The sequence below is a fragment of the Pseudomonas sp. UF-293 genome (assembly GCF_058245595.1).
Window position 1 is genome coordinate 41093 of record NZ_JBSICA010000013.1, and the last position, 15103, is coordinate 56195.

The 15103-nt window shown below is 58.6% G+C and carries 9 protein-coding genes and 1 other RNA gene; all 10 read right to left on the bottom strand.

From position 1 onward, the window contains the following. Window position 1: 1 nt before the first annotated feature. The 10 genes from AC4IHP_RS15805 to AC4IHP_RS15850 all read right to left on the bottom strand — a co-directional run bounded on the left by AC4IHP_RS15805 (window position 2) and on the right by AC4IHP_RS15850 (window position 15053). A complete protein-coding gene (locus tag AC4IHP_RS15805; RefSeq protein ID WP_107321836.1) occupies window positions 2-1387 on the bottom strand; it encodes a restriction endonuclease subunit S in 1386 nt (461 codons plus the stop codon). Next, on the bottom strand, window positions 1380-2930 hold the full coding sequence (locus AC4IHP_RS15810) for a class I SAM-dependent DNA methyltransferase (protein ID WP_490832130.1): 1551 nt from the start codon (window positions 2928-2930) through the stop codon (window positions 1380-1382). The genes AC4IHP_RS15805 and AC4IHP_RS15810 overlap by 8 nt, the downstream gene beginning before the upstream one ends. Before the next feature lie 75 nt (window positions 2931-3005). Further along, window positions 3006-4508, bottom strand: coding sequence for an RNA/DNA-binding domain-containing protein (locus AC4IHP_RS15815; protein ID WP_490832131.1), 1503 nt, complete (start codon window positions 4506-4508; stop codon window positions 3006-3008). A 95-nt stretch (window positions 4509-4603) separates the two neighbouring features. After that, window positions 4604-8068 (bottom strand): type I restriction-modification system endonuclease, encoded by a 3465-nt coding sequence (hsdR, locus tag AC4IHP_RS15820; RefSeq protein ID WP_490832132.1) that lies wholly within the window; start codon window positions 8066-8068, stop codon window positions 4604-4606. A gap of 336 nt (window positions 8069-8404) precedes the next feature. Then, window positions 8405-8793, bottom strand: a transfer-messenger RNA (tmRNA) gene (gene ssrA, locus AC4IHP_RS15825). Between the two features lie 98 nt (window positions 8794-8891). Further along, window positions 8892-9170, bottom strand: a complete 279-nt coding sequence (locus AC4IHP_RS15830) for a PA2433 domain-containing protein (RefSeq protein WP_076565773.1) — start codon at window positions 9168-9170, stop codon at window positions 8892-8894. Window positions 9171-9299: 129 nt separating this feature from the next. After that, the gene (locus AC4IHP_RS15835; RefSeq protein WP_490832133.1) at window positions 9300-12110 is read right to left on the bottom strand and encodes an FAD-binding and (Fe-S)-binding domain-containing protein; all 2811 of its coding nucleotides are present in this window, start codon (window positions 12108-12110) and stop codon (window positions 9300-9302) included. Continuing rightward, complete coding sequence (locus AC4IHP_RS15840) at window positions 12107-12778, bottom strand: LutC/YkgG family protein (protein ID WP_490832134.1); 672 nt, start codon at window positions 12776-12778, stop codon at window positions 12107-12109. The genes AC4IHP_RS15835 and AC4IHP_RS15840 overlap by 4 nt, the downstream gene beginning before the upstream one ends. Beyond that, window positions 12775-14232, bottom strand: coding sequence for a LutB/LldF family L-lactate oxidation iron-sulfur protein (locus AC4IHP_RS15845; protein WP_490832135.1), 1458 nt, complete (start codon window positions 14230-14232; stop codon window positions 12775-12777). Before AC4IHP_RS15845 ends, AC4IHP_RS15840 begins: the two co-directional genes overlap by 4 nt. Beyond that, window positions 14229-15053: a (Fe-S)-binding protein gene (locus AC4IHP_RS15850; protein WP_490832136.1), complete on the bottom strand. Its 825-nt coding sequence runs from the start codon at window positions 15051-15053 to the stop codon at window positions 14229-14231. The genes AC4IHP_RS15845 and AC4IHP_RS15850 overlap by 4 nt, the downstream gene beginning before the upstream one ends. Window positions 15054-15103: the final 50 nt, after the last annotated feature.

Consider the following 15103-nt stretch of genomic DNA (forward strand, 5'->3'; position numbering starts at 1 on the left):
CTTAGTCTTCCGTGGTGGATCGGCGACCGCGCTTGTTTTTAGGGGCGGCGGCGCGTTGGGCCTTGATGCGATCCAGCAGCAGGTCGGCTGGTTCGTCGTTCGGGTCTTGCGGCACGAGATCGCCTCTGAGTGCTTTGGCGAGAATGCTTTGGGTCAGGCGGTCAATACGTATTCTGGCGTCACTGATTCTGGCTTCCAACCGTTCAGCGAAAGAGAACAGTTGGTCGACGCAACGGACTATTTCAGTTTGCTCCTCAGTGGAGGGCAGACCAAACCGGAAATCAGCCAGTTTTTTTGCGTTGATATTTGACTGGCTGACCCCATCGGTTTTGACTTGCCAACAGTAATCTTTCCCTTGAGGGCTGTTCAGGCAGTAGTTTAGGAAGTCAGAGATAAGGTGCTCGGAGCACCTGACTCGAATCAGATACCCCGCATAAATGGCAGGTTGTTCTCCCTTGTACGTCGCAGTTTTGCCGACCAGCTCAGGGCTGTTTGTTCTGTTGAATAGCACGTCCCCCACCTGCAGAGAGTACTTCTTGAGTTCCTCCGGGTTGGAAGAAAAGACCAAGTCATCCCAAACCAAACGGCCGCCTTGGATATTCCCCATTCGAAGGACAGGAATATCTCCGGCACGTTGAGATTTGGCAGAGCTGCCATATGAAAAGTCTAAAGCTACATCTCCGAGGCGAACCATAGGCCATGCAAACTCTTCTGAAGTCTCCGCCGCCGAGCCTTCTACTTCTATTTTGGCGCCGTTCTTCGCGCGCCATTCCTCCGTTAACCGCCCGGAAACTGCGGCAGCGAGCACGGATTGACGAAAGCGTTTGAGCAGCTCGGGGATGCCGTCGATACGGGCTTTCAGGGTATCGACTTGAGCCAGCAGTTCGTCGAGCTTGGCGGCGATGCGGGTTTGTTCAGCCGCCGGCGGTACCGGCACTAAATAACGCTCTACAAATTGCTTGGGCACCCGACGCAGACCAACAGCGCCTGTCATGTTTTCCGCCCCCCCGAGTAGGAAGTCGTAGCTCTTGACCAAGGCCAGCAGATACTTAGCCGATACCCCATCGCAGCTGGGGCGGAGCACGAAAAACTCGCTGCTTCCAGCACCCACGCCGTTAGGCAAACCTTCAACAAAGGCCGCCTTGCCGTTCTCAAAGCAGGGAGTGACCTTGGCGAAAATTACGTCTCCGTCTTTAAAGTTTGTGTAAGCCTTTTTAATCTCGCCCCACGGACGCTCATCGAAACGCAGTTTGTCGCGAAAGCTGGTGGGTGCGTGGGACATAGGTACAAAACCAGCGACGGTTTCATCATCGAATGCTTGCTTTGGGTTCAGGTCGGCCAAGTCACCAATGCACGCTTTGGTCCACCCGTTTGGCAACTCACTCATCCCCATTCTCCTGAGCCACCGCCAACCCCATCACCTCCGCGATTAACTGCTTCTGTGCCACCACCTCATCCCCCGCCCCCAGCGCCTTCATCAGCTCTTCCAACTCATGCAGCGCCTCGGTCAGTTCAGCCATGGCCTCACCCGCTAATACTTCCGGAGCGGGCAGATCGGCGGCATCTAGGGTGCTTTCGTTTTTCAGCCAACTGATGTCTAGCGAGTCGCCACGTTCGTTGCGGATGTAATCTCGGGTAAAACTGCGGAAGCGGCTGGCTTCACCAATACCCTCGACGTTCTCTGCGCGAAGGCTTCCGCCGTTGAGATCATCGCCATAGGCATCTTCAAACGGCTTGAGGTAAGTAGGGCCAAAGGGGGTGCGCTTGCCGAAGCTGGGCATATTACTGCGCAGGTCATAGATCCAAACGCGCTTGGTGCAACCTTCCTCCTGGCGCGGGCTTTCTACGGTGCCCTTCTGGAAGAACAGCACGTTGGTCTTCACGCCCTGAGCGTAGAAGATACCGGTTGGCAGACGTAGGATGGTGTGCAGGTTGCACTTCTCCATCAGGTCGCGACGCACCTCGGTGCCGACGCCGGCCTCGAACAGCACGTTGTCCGGCAGCACCACGGCGGCGCGGCCGCCCGGCTTGAGGCCACGGTAGATGTGTTGGAGAAAGGCCAACTGCTTGTTACTGGTGCGGTAGGTGAGATCATCACGAGTCGGGCCACCGCCACCCTTGGCAGTGCCGAACGGTGGGTTGGAGAGGATGACGTCGACCTTGGGTAAGTTGGCCCCGGTCTGACCTAGGGCGTTGCCCAGGTGCACCACGCCTTCTTCGTCGCCTTCCATGCCATGCAGCAGTGTGTTCATTAGCGCCAGGCGGCGAGTGCCGGGCACCAGTTCTACGCCAACAAAGGCGCGATTGCGCTGGAATGCCTGGGCTTTGGCGTCGAGGTCGTAGTAATCGTCGGTTTGACTTTTGATATAGGCGTCAGCAGCGATCAAAAAGCCCGCAGTACCGGCGGCCGGGTCTTGTATGGTTTCGCCCGACTGCGGCCTGATGCAGCGGATGATACTGTCGATCAGCGGCCGAGGGGTGAAGTACTGACCGGCCCCGGATTTGGTCTCGCTGGCGTTTTTTTCCAGCAGGCCTTCATAAAGATCGCCGAGGCCGTCTTGGCGGGCGCTGAACCAGTCGATACCGTCGAGGCTCTTGATCAACTGCTCGAGGTGGCGCGGTTCCTTGAGGCGAGTCTGAGCGTCGGCGTAGATGGCAGCAATCAGCGGGTCCGGGTTTTTGCCAAGGTCCAGCAGCATCTGCCGGTAGTGATCGAGCAGGTTAACGCCGGACTTGCCAGCCAGGTCTGGCCAGCGCGCGCCTTCAGGCAGCTTGTGGCCGAAGTTTTCGTTGTTCTGCACCTGTTCGTATTCCATCTTGATGAACAGCAGAAGGACGAGCTCGGTGACGTAGTCGCTGTAGTTGATGCCATCGTCGCGCAAGACGTCGCAGAGGTTCCAGAGTTTCTGGACGATATCGGAGTTGGTCATGAGGTACCTGTGGCGAAGAGTGCAAAGCACCAGATTGCGCTGGCGCATAAATTTTGTTGTAAGGGGTCGGTTGTCTTAGTGGCGATCTTCAGCGTTTAGCGCTCGGCCCACCGCCGTCAGGCGATAGCGTTGCTTGCTGCTGTTGGGCTTGTCTGGAACGGTCATCTCGACCACGCCAAGCGCCAGTAGTGGGGCCAAAACCTGCTCGCGGAATTTGCTGCGGTTGCTGCGTCCGACGAAGGTCATCAGCTCGAGCACAGTGTGCTCACCTGTCATCCTGCTTAGCAGCGCTACCTGCTCTGGCTGCAAAGACTGGCGAGTTTCGACTTGTTCTCCGTCGACAACGGACTCAGTCCCGACTTGGTCCCGACTTGGCCCCGACTTGGTCCCGACTTGGTCCCCGCTTGGGCCCGAAAGAGGCCCTTCCTCAACGGTCCGGCTAATCACCACCCTGAATTGGTTACTTTGCCGATCATCGTCAAGAGTGATCATTGGCCAAGCGTCGATTGCGCGCGGGATGCCTGTGCCTAAACCGCGATAGGGCAGGATGTGCACAGCATGGGAGGTGAGCGTCGGGTTACGACGATTAGACAGGCCGAATCGAATTTTCTCAGTGTCGAGTACGTCAGGCAGGTGCCCGGGGCTGATCAATTCGATGCGATCAGCGAAGATCATGATCCGGATCGAGGCGCTGACGAAGTAGTCGCGGTGGATCAGGGCATTGACCAGCAGTTCTTCGAATACTTCCTCCGGCACCTCCAACTGGCCGAGGGTATTGAAACCCTGCTGGCGCTGCACATGTCGCAGGTTGCGTTTGATGAAGGCCATGCTGCGCCGGTACTGTTCCTGCAGATTGCCGTCGATGTCTTCGCTGTCGAGGTAGTGGCGGTCATGCAACACCGTGCCCGGGAACGCCACTGCCTTGATATCGAACGCGGGGCACAGGCGTTGTGGCGTTTGGCAAAAGAGCAGCAGACCAGCCAAGTTGGGTGTACTGCCGCTGGCGAGGCCCAGGTTTTCAAGTACGCGGATGGTTTCAAGACCCGTCTGTTCAGGGCTTTGCCGAAAGCGTCTTTGGAAGTAGTCGCCAAGCGCCTTGGCGTCGATATCCGCCACGCTGCTACCGGCAACCGGTACCGCATCGGCGCAGACCAGCCCGTTTTGTTGGAACATGCGCTGCAGTTCTTCACGCGCCGTGACCCTGCGCTTGTCGGCGCCGTTCTTTACCCAGATGCGACCCTGGTTGTCGACATACGGTTTATTCAGCCCTTGTTCGACTGTCACCACCATGACCAGCCCATGTTCGGTCTGAATGTTACTGGACAGCGGATTGATCGCCGGGCGGACGCTCTGCGACGCCGCATTGGATAGGAGCTGATTGAGCCGTGCCACGTCGGCGCTATTCAACCCGCTTACAGTACCGCCATCGTCTACGCCGATCAGCAGATGGCCACCGGACGTATTGGCGAACGCCACCAACTCGGCTGCCAAGGCATCGATATTGTTGAAGTCACGTTTGAATTGGTGGCGGCTGTCCTCACCACAGGCAAGGATCTGGTGAAGCTCGGCAAGGGTCATTAAGCTTCTCAGCTGTTTGCGGTCGATAAGTCGAGTGGCCGGGCATTATCCCTCATGAACGAGTAGGTGGCTAACCCCAGCGTTTGTGAGCGGACTTATCCGGTCTGTGCCCACAGATTGTCATTCAGGGCATCCAGCACCACGGTCAAGTTGCCGCCGAGCATTTTATCCAGCCGCGTGCTGCCGCCATCATTCTGGAACGCTTCGCCAATCTGCTTCTCGTCGATTACAACCTCATGTACTAACTGCTTGGCCAAGCGATCCAGCCACTTGCGCTGGACTTGGGTCCAAGACTGCAAGGTGTAAATCGTTTCCATTGCCTTGGTTACGCGTTGCTCGAATGGTAGCAGGGCCTCGCCGAGGGCGGCGCGGCGGATGAATCCGACGATGCTGGCAGCGATCTCCTGATTGGTTTGATTGCGCCAGGCGCTTTGCAGGTTTACCTCGCTGTAGCCATGACCATCAAGCAGCAAGCGCACCTCGCGCAATTGCTCACGGGTCAGGTCTTGCGGACGGTTGACCACTACGCCTAGGGCCACCGACTGATTCAACTGGTTCTTGATGAAGTCGTTGAAGCTTTCCAGATAGTCGGCAGGCCTGTGGTAATCGCCGTAGCTTTGTTCGCGGACCATCAATTCGTCCGAATGGGTAGAGATCACTGGATAATTCAGCGATCCCAGCAAAGCATTAACCGTAGCGAGCTGATTGAGCAGTTGGGCATGCTGCTGAATGAACTGGGCGGCTTGCTGTGGACCGAGCTGATGCAGGTGCTGATGCAGTTTGTCCGGGGCTACGCCCCAAGCGTTCTCCAGCTCGGCGAGCTTCGCTTTTAGGGCTGGCTTATGCTCGGCCTTATGGCTGGCCTTGCGCAGAATACGCATGACCCGCTGGCTCAACTGGTCGAGGACGTCGTGCGCGTGGCTGCTGTCTGGCTGGTTACCTGGAGCGTCGAGACTGGCTGGGTTGGTTAGCTCGCTGACCAGTTGGTCGAGGCTGATGTTCGGGTCTTTTACCAACGGCTTCATTGTATCGACCGGCTCCAGGGCTGCATACAAGTCAACCGGGTCGTAGATCTTGAATACGGTCTTACCGATTTCATCGCTGCGGCGAGTCGCACGGCCTTTCATTTGTTCGTAGAGGATGCGCGAGCGAACTCGGCGCATAAACACCAAGTGACAGATGCGCGGCACGTCAATACCGGTGGTCAACAGGTCAACAGTGATGGCAATGCTCGGGTAACGCTCGTTTTTGTACTGGCGAATCAGTTGTTTGACCTTGTCACTTTGCCCGGTAATGATCTGTACGGCCGCTTGGTTGTAATCCTCTCCATGTACGTCCTTGAAGGCTTCGTCGAGGAGGTTTTTAACGCGCTCGGCATGGGCTTGGTTAACGCAGAAGATCATGGTTTTTTCGTCGCCGGACGGATCGAGTTCCTGCGCCAGTTGTTCACAAATGACCTTGTCGAAGCCGGGTGTAATAACGCGGCGATTGAACGACTCGATTTCGAAATCAAGCTCGTCATCAAGCTCGGCGACATCCACTTCGCCTGTGCTCGTATCAATGACGCTCACGCTATCGCCCTTGGCAAAGTGGATGCCGTTCTGGCTCAGCAAAGTCTGGTAGCGGATTGGCGGTTCGTGATCAATCAGCCAGTCGTCAGCCACGGCTTCACGGTAACTGTATGTGAATATCGGAGCACCGAAGACTTCGCTGGTGTGCTTTGCTGGCGTCGCGGTGAGCCCGATGCGGCACGCATCGAAGTAGTCGAGCACGCGACGATACTGCGACAGATACTGGTTAAAGTCGCGCATTGCCAGCTCGCCTTCAGTCATTTCCTGATCGAGTGTATAACCGCGGTGGGCCTCGTCGACAATGATGCAGTCGAAGGCATCAATGGGCGGTGGAGTGTCTGACTGGAAGATACGTTTGACCATGGCTTGCACAGTGGCGACTTGGACTCGCGTTGCAGCTTCGGCAGCCATATCGCCCAGTTCTTTGACATTGTAGATCTGCGCCAGCGTGTGGTTCTTTTCCAGCTTTGCCTCATTGAAGGCTTCGATGGCCTGTTCGCCCAATGCGCTGCGATCGACCAGGAAAAGGATGCGGCGAAAGCGCTCAGCCTTAAGCAGGCGGTACATCAAACCAATAATAGTGCGCGTTTTGCCTGTACCAGTGGCCATGGCCAGCAGGCAGTTGCGACGATTGTCGGCCAGCGCCAGCTCGACTGCGCGGATGGCATTTTCCTGATAATTACGCAGCTTGAGATAGGCGAAACCTTCCTTTTGCAGATTCGCTTCAGCATCTTCACGGCTGCGCTTGAGCAAGTCGAGTAGTCCGCTCGGTGTGTGGAAGTCTTGCAGCGCCCGGCGCAGGTTGGCCGGGCTACGCAAGTCGCGAAACCAGATGCCGGACAGCTCTGCGAGTTGCTTGATGAAGGGGCGGCCATTGCAGGCATAGGCAAACGGAACATTGAAGTGGCCACCTTGGCCATCCACCCAGCCTTCGTCTTGCCCTGCAGGTTGCAGGCCGTTGGTAATAATCAACTGGCGCGAATAGCGCTCAGCCTGGGGGATGCGGTTTGCTATGTTGACACGCTTGCGCTTGGCTTCAACGATGGCGACAGGCACAAGACCGGCAAACAGCACGTAGTCAGCATCCTCCTTTGGCTTGTTGGTTGGCCATTCGGCGATGGCCTTGTTCTTCCCCTTCTCGGGCCGAGCGCCCTTGCTGTAAGTAAGCTCAAGCGAGTCAGCCTCCCAGCCGGCATCGTTCAATTGCTGATCGATGAGAATACGGGTGAGATCCTCGTTGAGGTCAAATTGGCTGCTTGCCTGCTGAGTTTTGCTAGTGACTTGCTGGGCGGCTTGCGGTTTATTCTCAAGCTGCTGCTGGATTAATTTCAGCCGCGACTCGAAATCGACTCGCGCTTTGGAAAGCTCAGTCTCACGCTCCAGAGCGATCTGCTCGTAGATGCGCGCCTCCTCACTCATCTGTCCTGCAAGGCTGGCATGTGCCTGCTTTTCTTTCGCCAACAGATCCGCTAATTGCTGGTTGCTCTCCAATCGCTGGCGACTGTCGCCCAACTCCGCGCGAAGCTTTTCGATCTGCCCCTGCAGCTCACGCAAAGGCTCACTCGGATCGGCAGGAACCATAAAAGGACCTGGTTTGAAAGTGCCGCCAACCTTGCTGAATGATTGGTGATACCAGATCGCCAATGCGCGAGCGACTCTTAGCCCGTCCAACGCCTCGCGGTGATGAGTGCGGAATTCGTGGGTGGCCTTGTTGCCTTCGACGCGTAGCGTATGGAACAGGTTGCGGATATTGGCGTCGAGCTGAATTTCACGGCTCAGGCGGAACAGCAGGTCAGCCTGGGACGTAGTCGCGCCGAACTCAACGCCCGCTCTCACTGCCAAATCTTGCGCGAGCGCTTCGCCCAACTGACGCAGTTTGATCAGCGTGGTGTTGGGATCGCTGGAAAATACTCGCTCAGCCGCATTGGCGAGTTGGAAAAAAACCGGATCGTGTTCTTTGAAAAAGGCGAAGTTGCTGTGCTCTGCCATGTTCTATCCCTAGAGTTCGTCACCAGCCATCCCGAGAGTGGTGGCGCTATGAGAGCATAATGCCAGACGAACCGGGGGGCGTGTATACCCGAGTGCTGTCGGTCCAGTGCGCTGAAATCAGAGGCGCTGCCATTGGACGCCGGTCGGAGAGCGAAAGCCATTGGAGGCGAACGCCGGAAGTCATCGTCTCATTGATTCGCCAGGTCGCGCGTTGGCGTTAGCGAATCGCCCTTAAATGCCATGTAGGCCAAAACCGTCGAAAGCGCTGACCTCGCTTAGTAATAACCAAATCCCAGCCATAAAAAAAGACGCCCTAAGGCGTCTTCTTCATCGAGTTGGTGGAGCCGGGGGGATTTGAACCCCCGTCCGCCAGTACTCCGCTGTCGGTACTACATGCGTAGCCGTGTCTATTAAGTTAACCCTCAGCGACCCGACGGGCAGGGTGCTTTGGGCGAGTTGTGTAAGTTTTAGCCGCTTCGTCCACAACGTACTGCACGGCGATTCTGTTCTATATGACAATCATTTCGGGTTTACAGACATCCCCTGATGATTGCTGGACCCGAAGGTACCAGGAGCATTGTCAGCTGCAATTAAGCAGCGAGAGCAACACCGTATTGGTCGTCATTGGCAACTATAAGTAGTTGCAACAGTGGATTTACGACTTCTGTTACCAAGTCGGCATGCACCTAGAGTTTCGCAACCGGCGTCGAATCCTAAACGGCCCCGAACTCATTGCCCGGTGAATCTGATCGGGCAACAAGCGTGCACAGTGTACGTCAATCTGCCGACGAGGCCAACCCGCAGGTTGGCCCGTCAGCCTGGGTCAGTTGTTGGTGCCGGTCGATTTACGCAGTTCCACGATGGTTTGCGAAGTTTCGGCAACGCAGTCGTCGATTTTGCCTTCGGCTTTCAGCGCTTGGGCCTTGCTCACGCTGGTTTCGGCGCGCTGGCTCAATTCCGGATTCGCCGACAACTGCCCTTTGGCGTTGTTGATCGTCTGGATGTTGGCATCGCACAGATCGGCAGGCTTGTCTGCGGCGAACGAAGTGGACGCCATCATCGAGGCAGTAACGAACAGACCTAACAGTACAGAACGCTTCATGTGTATCTCCTTGAACTGAGGGATCCAGGCTTCGCTGACCGCTGGGCGAGCCACCGAATGGAGGAAAAGCCCCGATTTGTCGGGGCCTGTTCTGTGGATTGCCGTCTCGCTCAAGAGTTCTATTTTTTTTCAGACAGCCTTCGCGCGTGTCACCCGATCCACCAGATAAACCAGCCCGTGGTAGTCGATGCCACCGTGCTGGGTCAGGCCGATTTCGCACGTGCGGCTGGTGGAAATCCCCTCGCTGCAGTGCTGCACGGCGTCCTTGAGCGTACGCAGCGAATGGCTGTTCAGCTTCGGCGTGGTGAAGCCTTTGTCGCCGGCAAATCCGCAGCAATGTATGCCTTCGGGAATAACCACGGTGGTGCTGCACTTGCGCGCCAGATCGATCAGCGCCTGGCTTTCGCCCAAGTGCTGAGTGCTGCAGGTCACGTGCACGGCAATCGGTGCTTCCTGGGGTGTGAAGTCCAGACGATCCAGCAGATGCGTACGGATGAAGCGCACCGGATCGTACAGATCCAGTCGCGTTTCGCCGATGTCTTGAACCAGCCTCAGCGTACACGGGCTGGTGTCGCAATAGATCGGATCGAGGCCGCCGCGACTGGCGTGGAGCAGGGCGCTGATCAGTTCCTGGCGCTTGTGCTCGGCCTGTTCGGTGTAGCCTTTGGAGGCGAACGGCTGGCCGCAGCAGAGGTTGTCCTGGTTGTCGGGAAAGACGACCTGGTAACCGGCCTTTTCCAGCAGGCCACGGGTTTTGTCGTACAGCGACATCTGCTCTTTGTCACCCGCCGCCGGGCCCATGACCCGCGACACGCAAGCCGCCAGATAGACCACGCGCGGGCGCTCGTCTGCCACGCTTGGGCTGAAGCGGATGGCTTTTTCCGGCTGTGGCATGGCGTTGGTCCACAACGGCACCTGGCCTTTGGACAAGCGCGTCAGCGTCGCCGACAACTTCGCCAGACGCGGTGCGCCGAGCATCATCCGCGCGCCGTTGGCGACGTGCAGGGTGAAGCGTGCGCCTTGCAGGGTTTTGGCGAAATTTCCTTCGATCCAGTCAGCGGTTTTCTGATGCTTGGCGTGTCGGCCACGGAGCTTTTTCACCAATTCGCCAGTGTTGATGCCTACAGGGCAGCGTTGCGCACACAGGCCGGTCGCGGCGCAGGTGTCGATGCCTTGGTAGTCGTAGGCTTTTTCCAGTTCGGTGGTGTCGACGCCGGCGCGTTTTTTCGCCTGAATGTCGCGCCAGATGACGATGCGCTGGCGCGGGCTCAGGGTCAGGCCTTTCGATGGGCAGACCGGTTCGCAGAAACCGCACTCTATGCACTTATCCACAATCTCGTCTGCCGCCGGCAGCGGTTTCAGGTGCTTGAGGTGGATCTGTGGATCTTCGCTGAGCACCACGTCCGGATTGAGAATGCCGTTGGGGTCGAGCAGGCGTTTGAGCTGCCACATCAGTTGATAGGCGTCGCTGCCCCATTCCAGTTCCACGAACGGCGCCATGTTGCGTCCGGTGCCGTGTTCGGCCTTCAGCGAACCGCCGAATTCCACCGCGACCAGTTGCGCGACGTCGTCCATGAACGCTTGGTAGCGTGCGATTTCTTCCGGGCTGTTGAAGCCTTGGGTGAAGACGAAGTGCAGATTGCCTTCCAGTGCATGTCCGAAAAGGATCGCTTCGTCGTAGGCATGTTTGTCGAACAGCTCGATCAGGCGATTGACGCCGATGGCCAGTTGTTCGACAGGGAAGGTCACGTCTTCGATGATCACCGTGGTGCCGGTTTTGCGCACGGCGCCGACGGCGGGGAAGGTGTCTTTGCGGATGGCCCAGAGGCGGGCGTTTTCCACCGGGTCTTCGGTGAAGTCGACCTGCTTCTCTACGGGGAAATCGCGCAGGGACGCCATGATTTGCCCCAGTTGTTCCTGCAGCAATGTCGACGAAGCCGCGCGGGATTCGATGAGCAGCGCGCAGGCATTTTCCGACAGCCGCTGTACGAAAGCCGGCATGCCTTTTTTGTTCTGCACCGAGCGCAGACTGCGTCGGTCGAGCAACTCCACCGCGGACACCGGTTGGCTTTTCAGCACGGTGACCGCGTTGCAGCAGGTTTCGACATCGGGGAACACGATCAGCGCCGAGGCCTTGTTCGGGTGATCGATGACGGTGTCGTAAGTCACCGCGCTGATGAAGCCGAGCGTGCCTTCGGAGCCGACCAGCAGGTGGCTCAGGATATCCACAGGTTCGTCGAAATCCACCAGGGCGTTGAGCGACAGGCCGGTGGTATTTTTCAGACGGTACTTGTGGCGGATTCTTGCGGCCAGTTCGGCGTTGGCGCGGGTCTCGCGGCCTAATGTCGCCAGTCTTTCGAGCAGGTCGCCGTGGCTTGAACGAAATGCCGCGACGCTCGCAGGGTCTTCGCTGTCGAGGCGCGTGCCATCGGCAAGCACCAAGCGAATCCCGGCCAGCGTGTGATAGGTGTTTTGCGCGGTGCCGCAGCACATGCCGCTGGCGTTGTTGGCGACGATGCCGCCGATCTTGCAGGCATTGATCGACGCCGGATCCGGGCCGATCTTGCGCCCGAACGGTGCCAGCCAGGCATTGGCCTGCGCGCCGATCACTCCCGGTTGCAGGCGGATTTGCGTGCCCTGGCCGCGAATCTCGCGGGCGTTCCAGTTGTCCCCAAGCACGATCAGCACGGAGTCGCTGATCGCCTGCCCGGACAGGCTGGTACCGGCGGCGCGGAAGGTCACCGGCACCTTGTCGCGCTGGGCCAGTTGCAGCAGCGCCACCACTTCATCTTCAGACTCGACGCGGATCACCAGTTTCGGGATCAGCCGATAGAAACTGGCGTCCGTGCCGAAAGCCAAGGTCGACAGCGGGTCGTCGAAGCGCCGGTCTGCTGGAATCAATTGCTCGGCATCACGCAGGAAAGCGGCAGGAAGACTCATTGATCCTCCAGAATCAGCACGACCAGATCTTTCGGGCCATGCGCGCCATACGCCAGGACCTGTTCAATATCGGCAGTCTTCGATGGACCGGAGACCAGCAGCGCATTGGTCGGCATGCCTTGTGCCCATTCGAATTCCTGTTGCACCTGATAGAAGTTGTCGCGGATTTCGCTGGCCTTGAGCAGGGCGAAATGCACCGGTGGCACCAGGCTCATCAAGCGCGGTTCCTCGCGGGTGGGCCAGATGATCAGGCTGCCGGTCGCGGCGATCGCACCGAGGGTGCCAGTGAGGCTGGCCGGGGTGTCGTTGAACAGCTCGGCTTTCCACTCTTCCATTGGCCGGTCGTAGGATTTCAGTGCCGGCAGCTCGGGATTATTCGCCCAGTGCTGTGCGACGCGTTGCCCGTGCGGTGTGGTCGGTGCGATCAGCAGGCTCGGCAACTGGCGGTCGCGCAGCAGTTGCGCAAGTAAAGCCGGCCACTCGGTGCCCGAGGTCAGGTGGATTTCGGTGTGCACCGCCTCCATCAGTTTGCGCAGTTGCGGGATGCGTTGCTCGGCGCTGTAGGTGTAGGGCTGGGTGACCAGATCGACATCGAAGTTGTCGGCAATTGGCGTGGTGCCGGTCAGACTTTTCCGCAGCTTGCCGAGGATATGTTGCTTGGCGCTCATCGACGCTCTCCCTGTTTGCCCAGATGCTCGCGGGCCATGTCATGCAACGAACGCGCGGCCGGTTTTGGTGCGCTGTGATTTTGCGTCCACGGGCCGACATTGCTCGGCGTGAGGGCGCGCAGGCGCGTGGCGAATAAAGCGAACAAGCGGTACAGCGTCGGCGAGCTGTTGAGTCTGGCCCAGGCGTTCCAGATAAAACGCTCCTTGCGCGAATATTTGCTGCCCTGACCGCGCATCACCTGATTCGGCGCGTCCGGGGCTTTGACGTTTTCCTCGCGCAGACGGCGCAGGATCGCCGGGATCGGAATCTTCACCGGGCAGACTTCACCGCAGGCGCCGCACAGTGAGGACGCGCTCGGGTGATCCGGGACCTTGGCCAGGCCGACCATGTGTGGGGTGATGATCTTGCCGATCGGGCCTGGGTAGACCTCGCCATAGGTGTGGCCGCCGACGCGGGTGTACACCGGGCAATGATTCATGCAGGCGCCGCAGCGGATGCAGTTCAGGGTCTGGCGCAATTCACTGTCGGCGAAGGCTTGGCTACGACCGTTGTCGAGCAGGACCAGATGCACTTCCTGCGGGCCATCGAGTTCGTGTTCCTTGCGCGGGCCGGAGATCATGTTGACGTAAGTGGTGATCGGAATGCCCAGTGCCGAGCGCGTCAGCAGTGACAGCAGCGGCACCACGTCGCGCAGGTTTTCCACGACTTTTTCGATGCCGGTGACGGCGATGTGCACCGGGGGAACGGTGGTGGTCATGCGCCCGTTGCCTTCGTTTTCCACCAGCAGCAGGGTGCCGGTTTCGGCGACGGCGAAGTTGACGCCGGAGACGCCGATGTCGGCTTCGAAGAATTTCTGCCGCAGGACCCTGCGACCGATCTGAATGAGTTGGTCAACGTCCTTGGTGTATTCCACGCCAAGTTTGTCGTGGAACAAGGACGCGACCTGACCGGCATTCTTGTGGATCGCCGGCATAATGATGTGTGAAGGCTTCTCGTGGTCGAGCTGGACGATGTACTCCCCCATGTCGGACTCCAGACATTCAATGTCCCGAGCCTCGAGGAAATGGTTCATCTCCATCTCTTCGCTGACCATCGATTTGCCCTTGATCACTTGCCGCGCCTCGTGAGCGCGGATGATCGATAAGACGATGCCATTGGCCTCGTCCACCGTTTCCGCCCAGTGCACTGTCACACCATTGCGGGTCAGGTTCTGTTCCAGTTGCTCGAGCAGGTCGGGCAACTTGGACAGCGCGCGGGCCTTGATCGAATTGCCCAGTGCGCGCAAGTGTTCTCTTTCGTGGGCATCGCTGAAAGCCGCTGCCCGCTTGGTCATCAGTGAATCCATGGCAGTGCGGAAGTTGTTCCGCAGCTGCTGATCACCCAAGGCGTTGTGTGCCCGGGTGCGGAAATCTTCTTCTACGGCGACCGTAGGAATAATCGTCGAGGTGCTCATTGCGCACCTCCGGTTCGCTGCCAGAGGAAGCTCGCCAGATGTTGCCCGCGCAACGCTTCCTGCTGTTTCTCCAGCGCGCCGTTGATGTTCATCAAACAGCCGCAGTCGGCACTCAGTACCTGGTGCGCGCCGGACTCCTTCAGCGCGCGGGTCTTGTCAGCCACCATCGCGCCGGAAATATCTGGCATACGGACGCTGAATGTCCCACCGAAGCCACAGCATTCGCTTTCGTGGTCGTGATTGACCCGCTCCACGTTGCTCAACTGCGCCAACAACTCGCGGCCGTGCAGGTGGGTGTTCATTTCGCGGCGTGCCGAACACGAGGTGTGCAGCGCGACTTTCACCGGTTCTCCGCTGTCCTTGAGCTGCACCTTGCAGACGAACAGCAGAAACTCGGCCAGTTCATAAGTGCGCGCTGCCAGAGCCTGCACCTGTTTCAACGTTTCCGGCTCGTCCTTGAACAAGTCGGCGTAATGCTCGCGCAGCATGCCGGCGCAGGAACCCGATGGCACCACCACCGGATAATCCCCGGCAAACAGCGCCAGTTGCGAGCGCGCTACCGTCCGCGCCTGCTCGGTGTAACCCGAGGTGTAGGCCGGTTGGCCGCAGCAACTCTGCCCTTGCGGATACTCGACCCGGATCCCTTCACGCTCCAGCAGATGGATCGCGTCCATCCCGGCTTCGGGGTAGAACAGGTCGACCACACACGTGCCGAACAGGTAGACCCGCGACGGTTTCTCGCTGGGGTATTGCCGAGGTTCGGGCAGTGGCGGTGCCACGCGGGTCGCGTTCGGCACGGCGTTGTAAAAAAGCTCGCTCATCAGGCGTGTCTCCGGGTGGGCCCGGTTATCCGTCTGCTGCGGCTGCCGAA

What these genes read in the sequence shown, in the direction of transcription:
- hsdR (WP_490832132.1), bottom strand. Translation starts at nt 8,068, where the DNA reads ATGGCAGAGCACAGCAACTTCGCCTTTTTCAAAGAACACGATCCGGTT.
- AC4IHP_RS15845 (WP_490832135.1), bottom strand. Translation starts at nt 14,232, where the DNA reads ATGAGCACCTCGACGATTATTCCTACGGTCGCCGTAGAAGAAGATTTC.
- AC4IHP_RS15850 (WP_490832136.1), bottom strand. Translation starts at nt 15,053, where the DNA reads ATGAGCGAGCTTTTTTACAACGCCGTGCCGAACGCGACCCGCGTGGCA.
- AC4IHP_RS15815 (WP_490832131.1), bottom strand. Translation starts at nt 4,508, where the DNA reads ATGACCCTTGCCGAGCTTCACCAGATCCTTGCCTGTGGTGAGGACAGC.
- AC4IHP_RS15805 (WP_107321836.1), bottom strand. Translation starts at nt 1,387, where the DNA reads ATGAGTGAGTTGCCAAACGGGTGGACCAAAGCGTGCATTGGTGACTTG.
- AC4IHP_RS15840 (WP_490832134.1), bottom strand. Translation starts at nt 12,778, where the DNA reads ATGAGCGCCAAGCAACATATCCTCGGCAAGCTGCGGAAAAGTCTGACC.
- AC4IHP_RS15810 (WP_490832130.1), bottom strand. Translation starts at nt 2,930, where the DNA reads ATGACCAACTCCGATATCGTCCAGAAACTCTGGAACCTCTGCGACGTC.
- AC4IHP_RS15830 (WP_076565773.1), bottom strand. Translation starts at nt 9,170, where the DNA reads ATGAAGCGTTCTGTACTGTTAGGTCTGTTCGTTACTGCCTCGATGATG.
- AC4IHP_RS15835 (WP_490832133.1), bottom strand. Translation starts at nt 12,110, where the DNA reads ATGAGTCTTCCTGCCGCTTTCCTGCGTGATGCCGAGCAATTGATTCCA.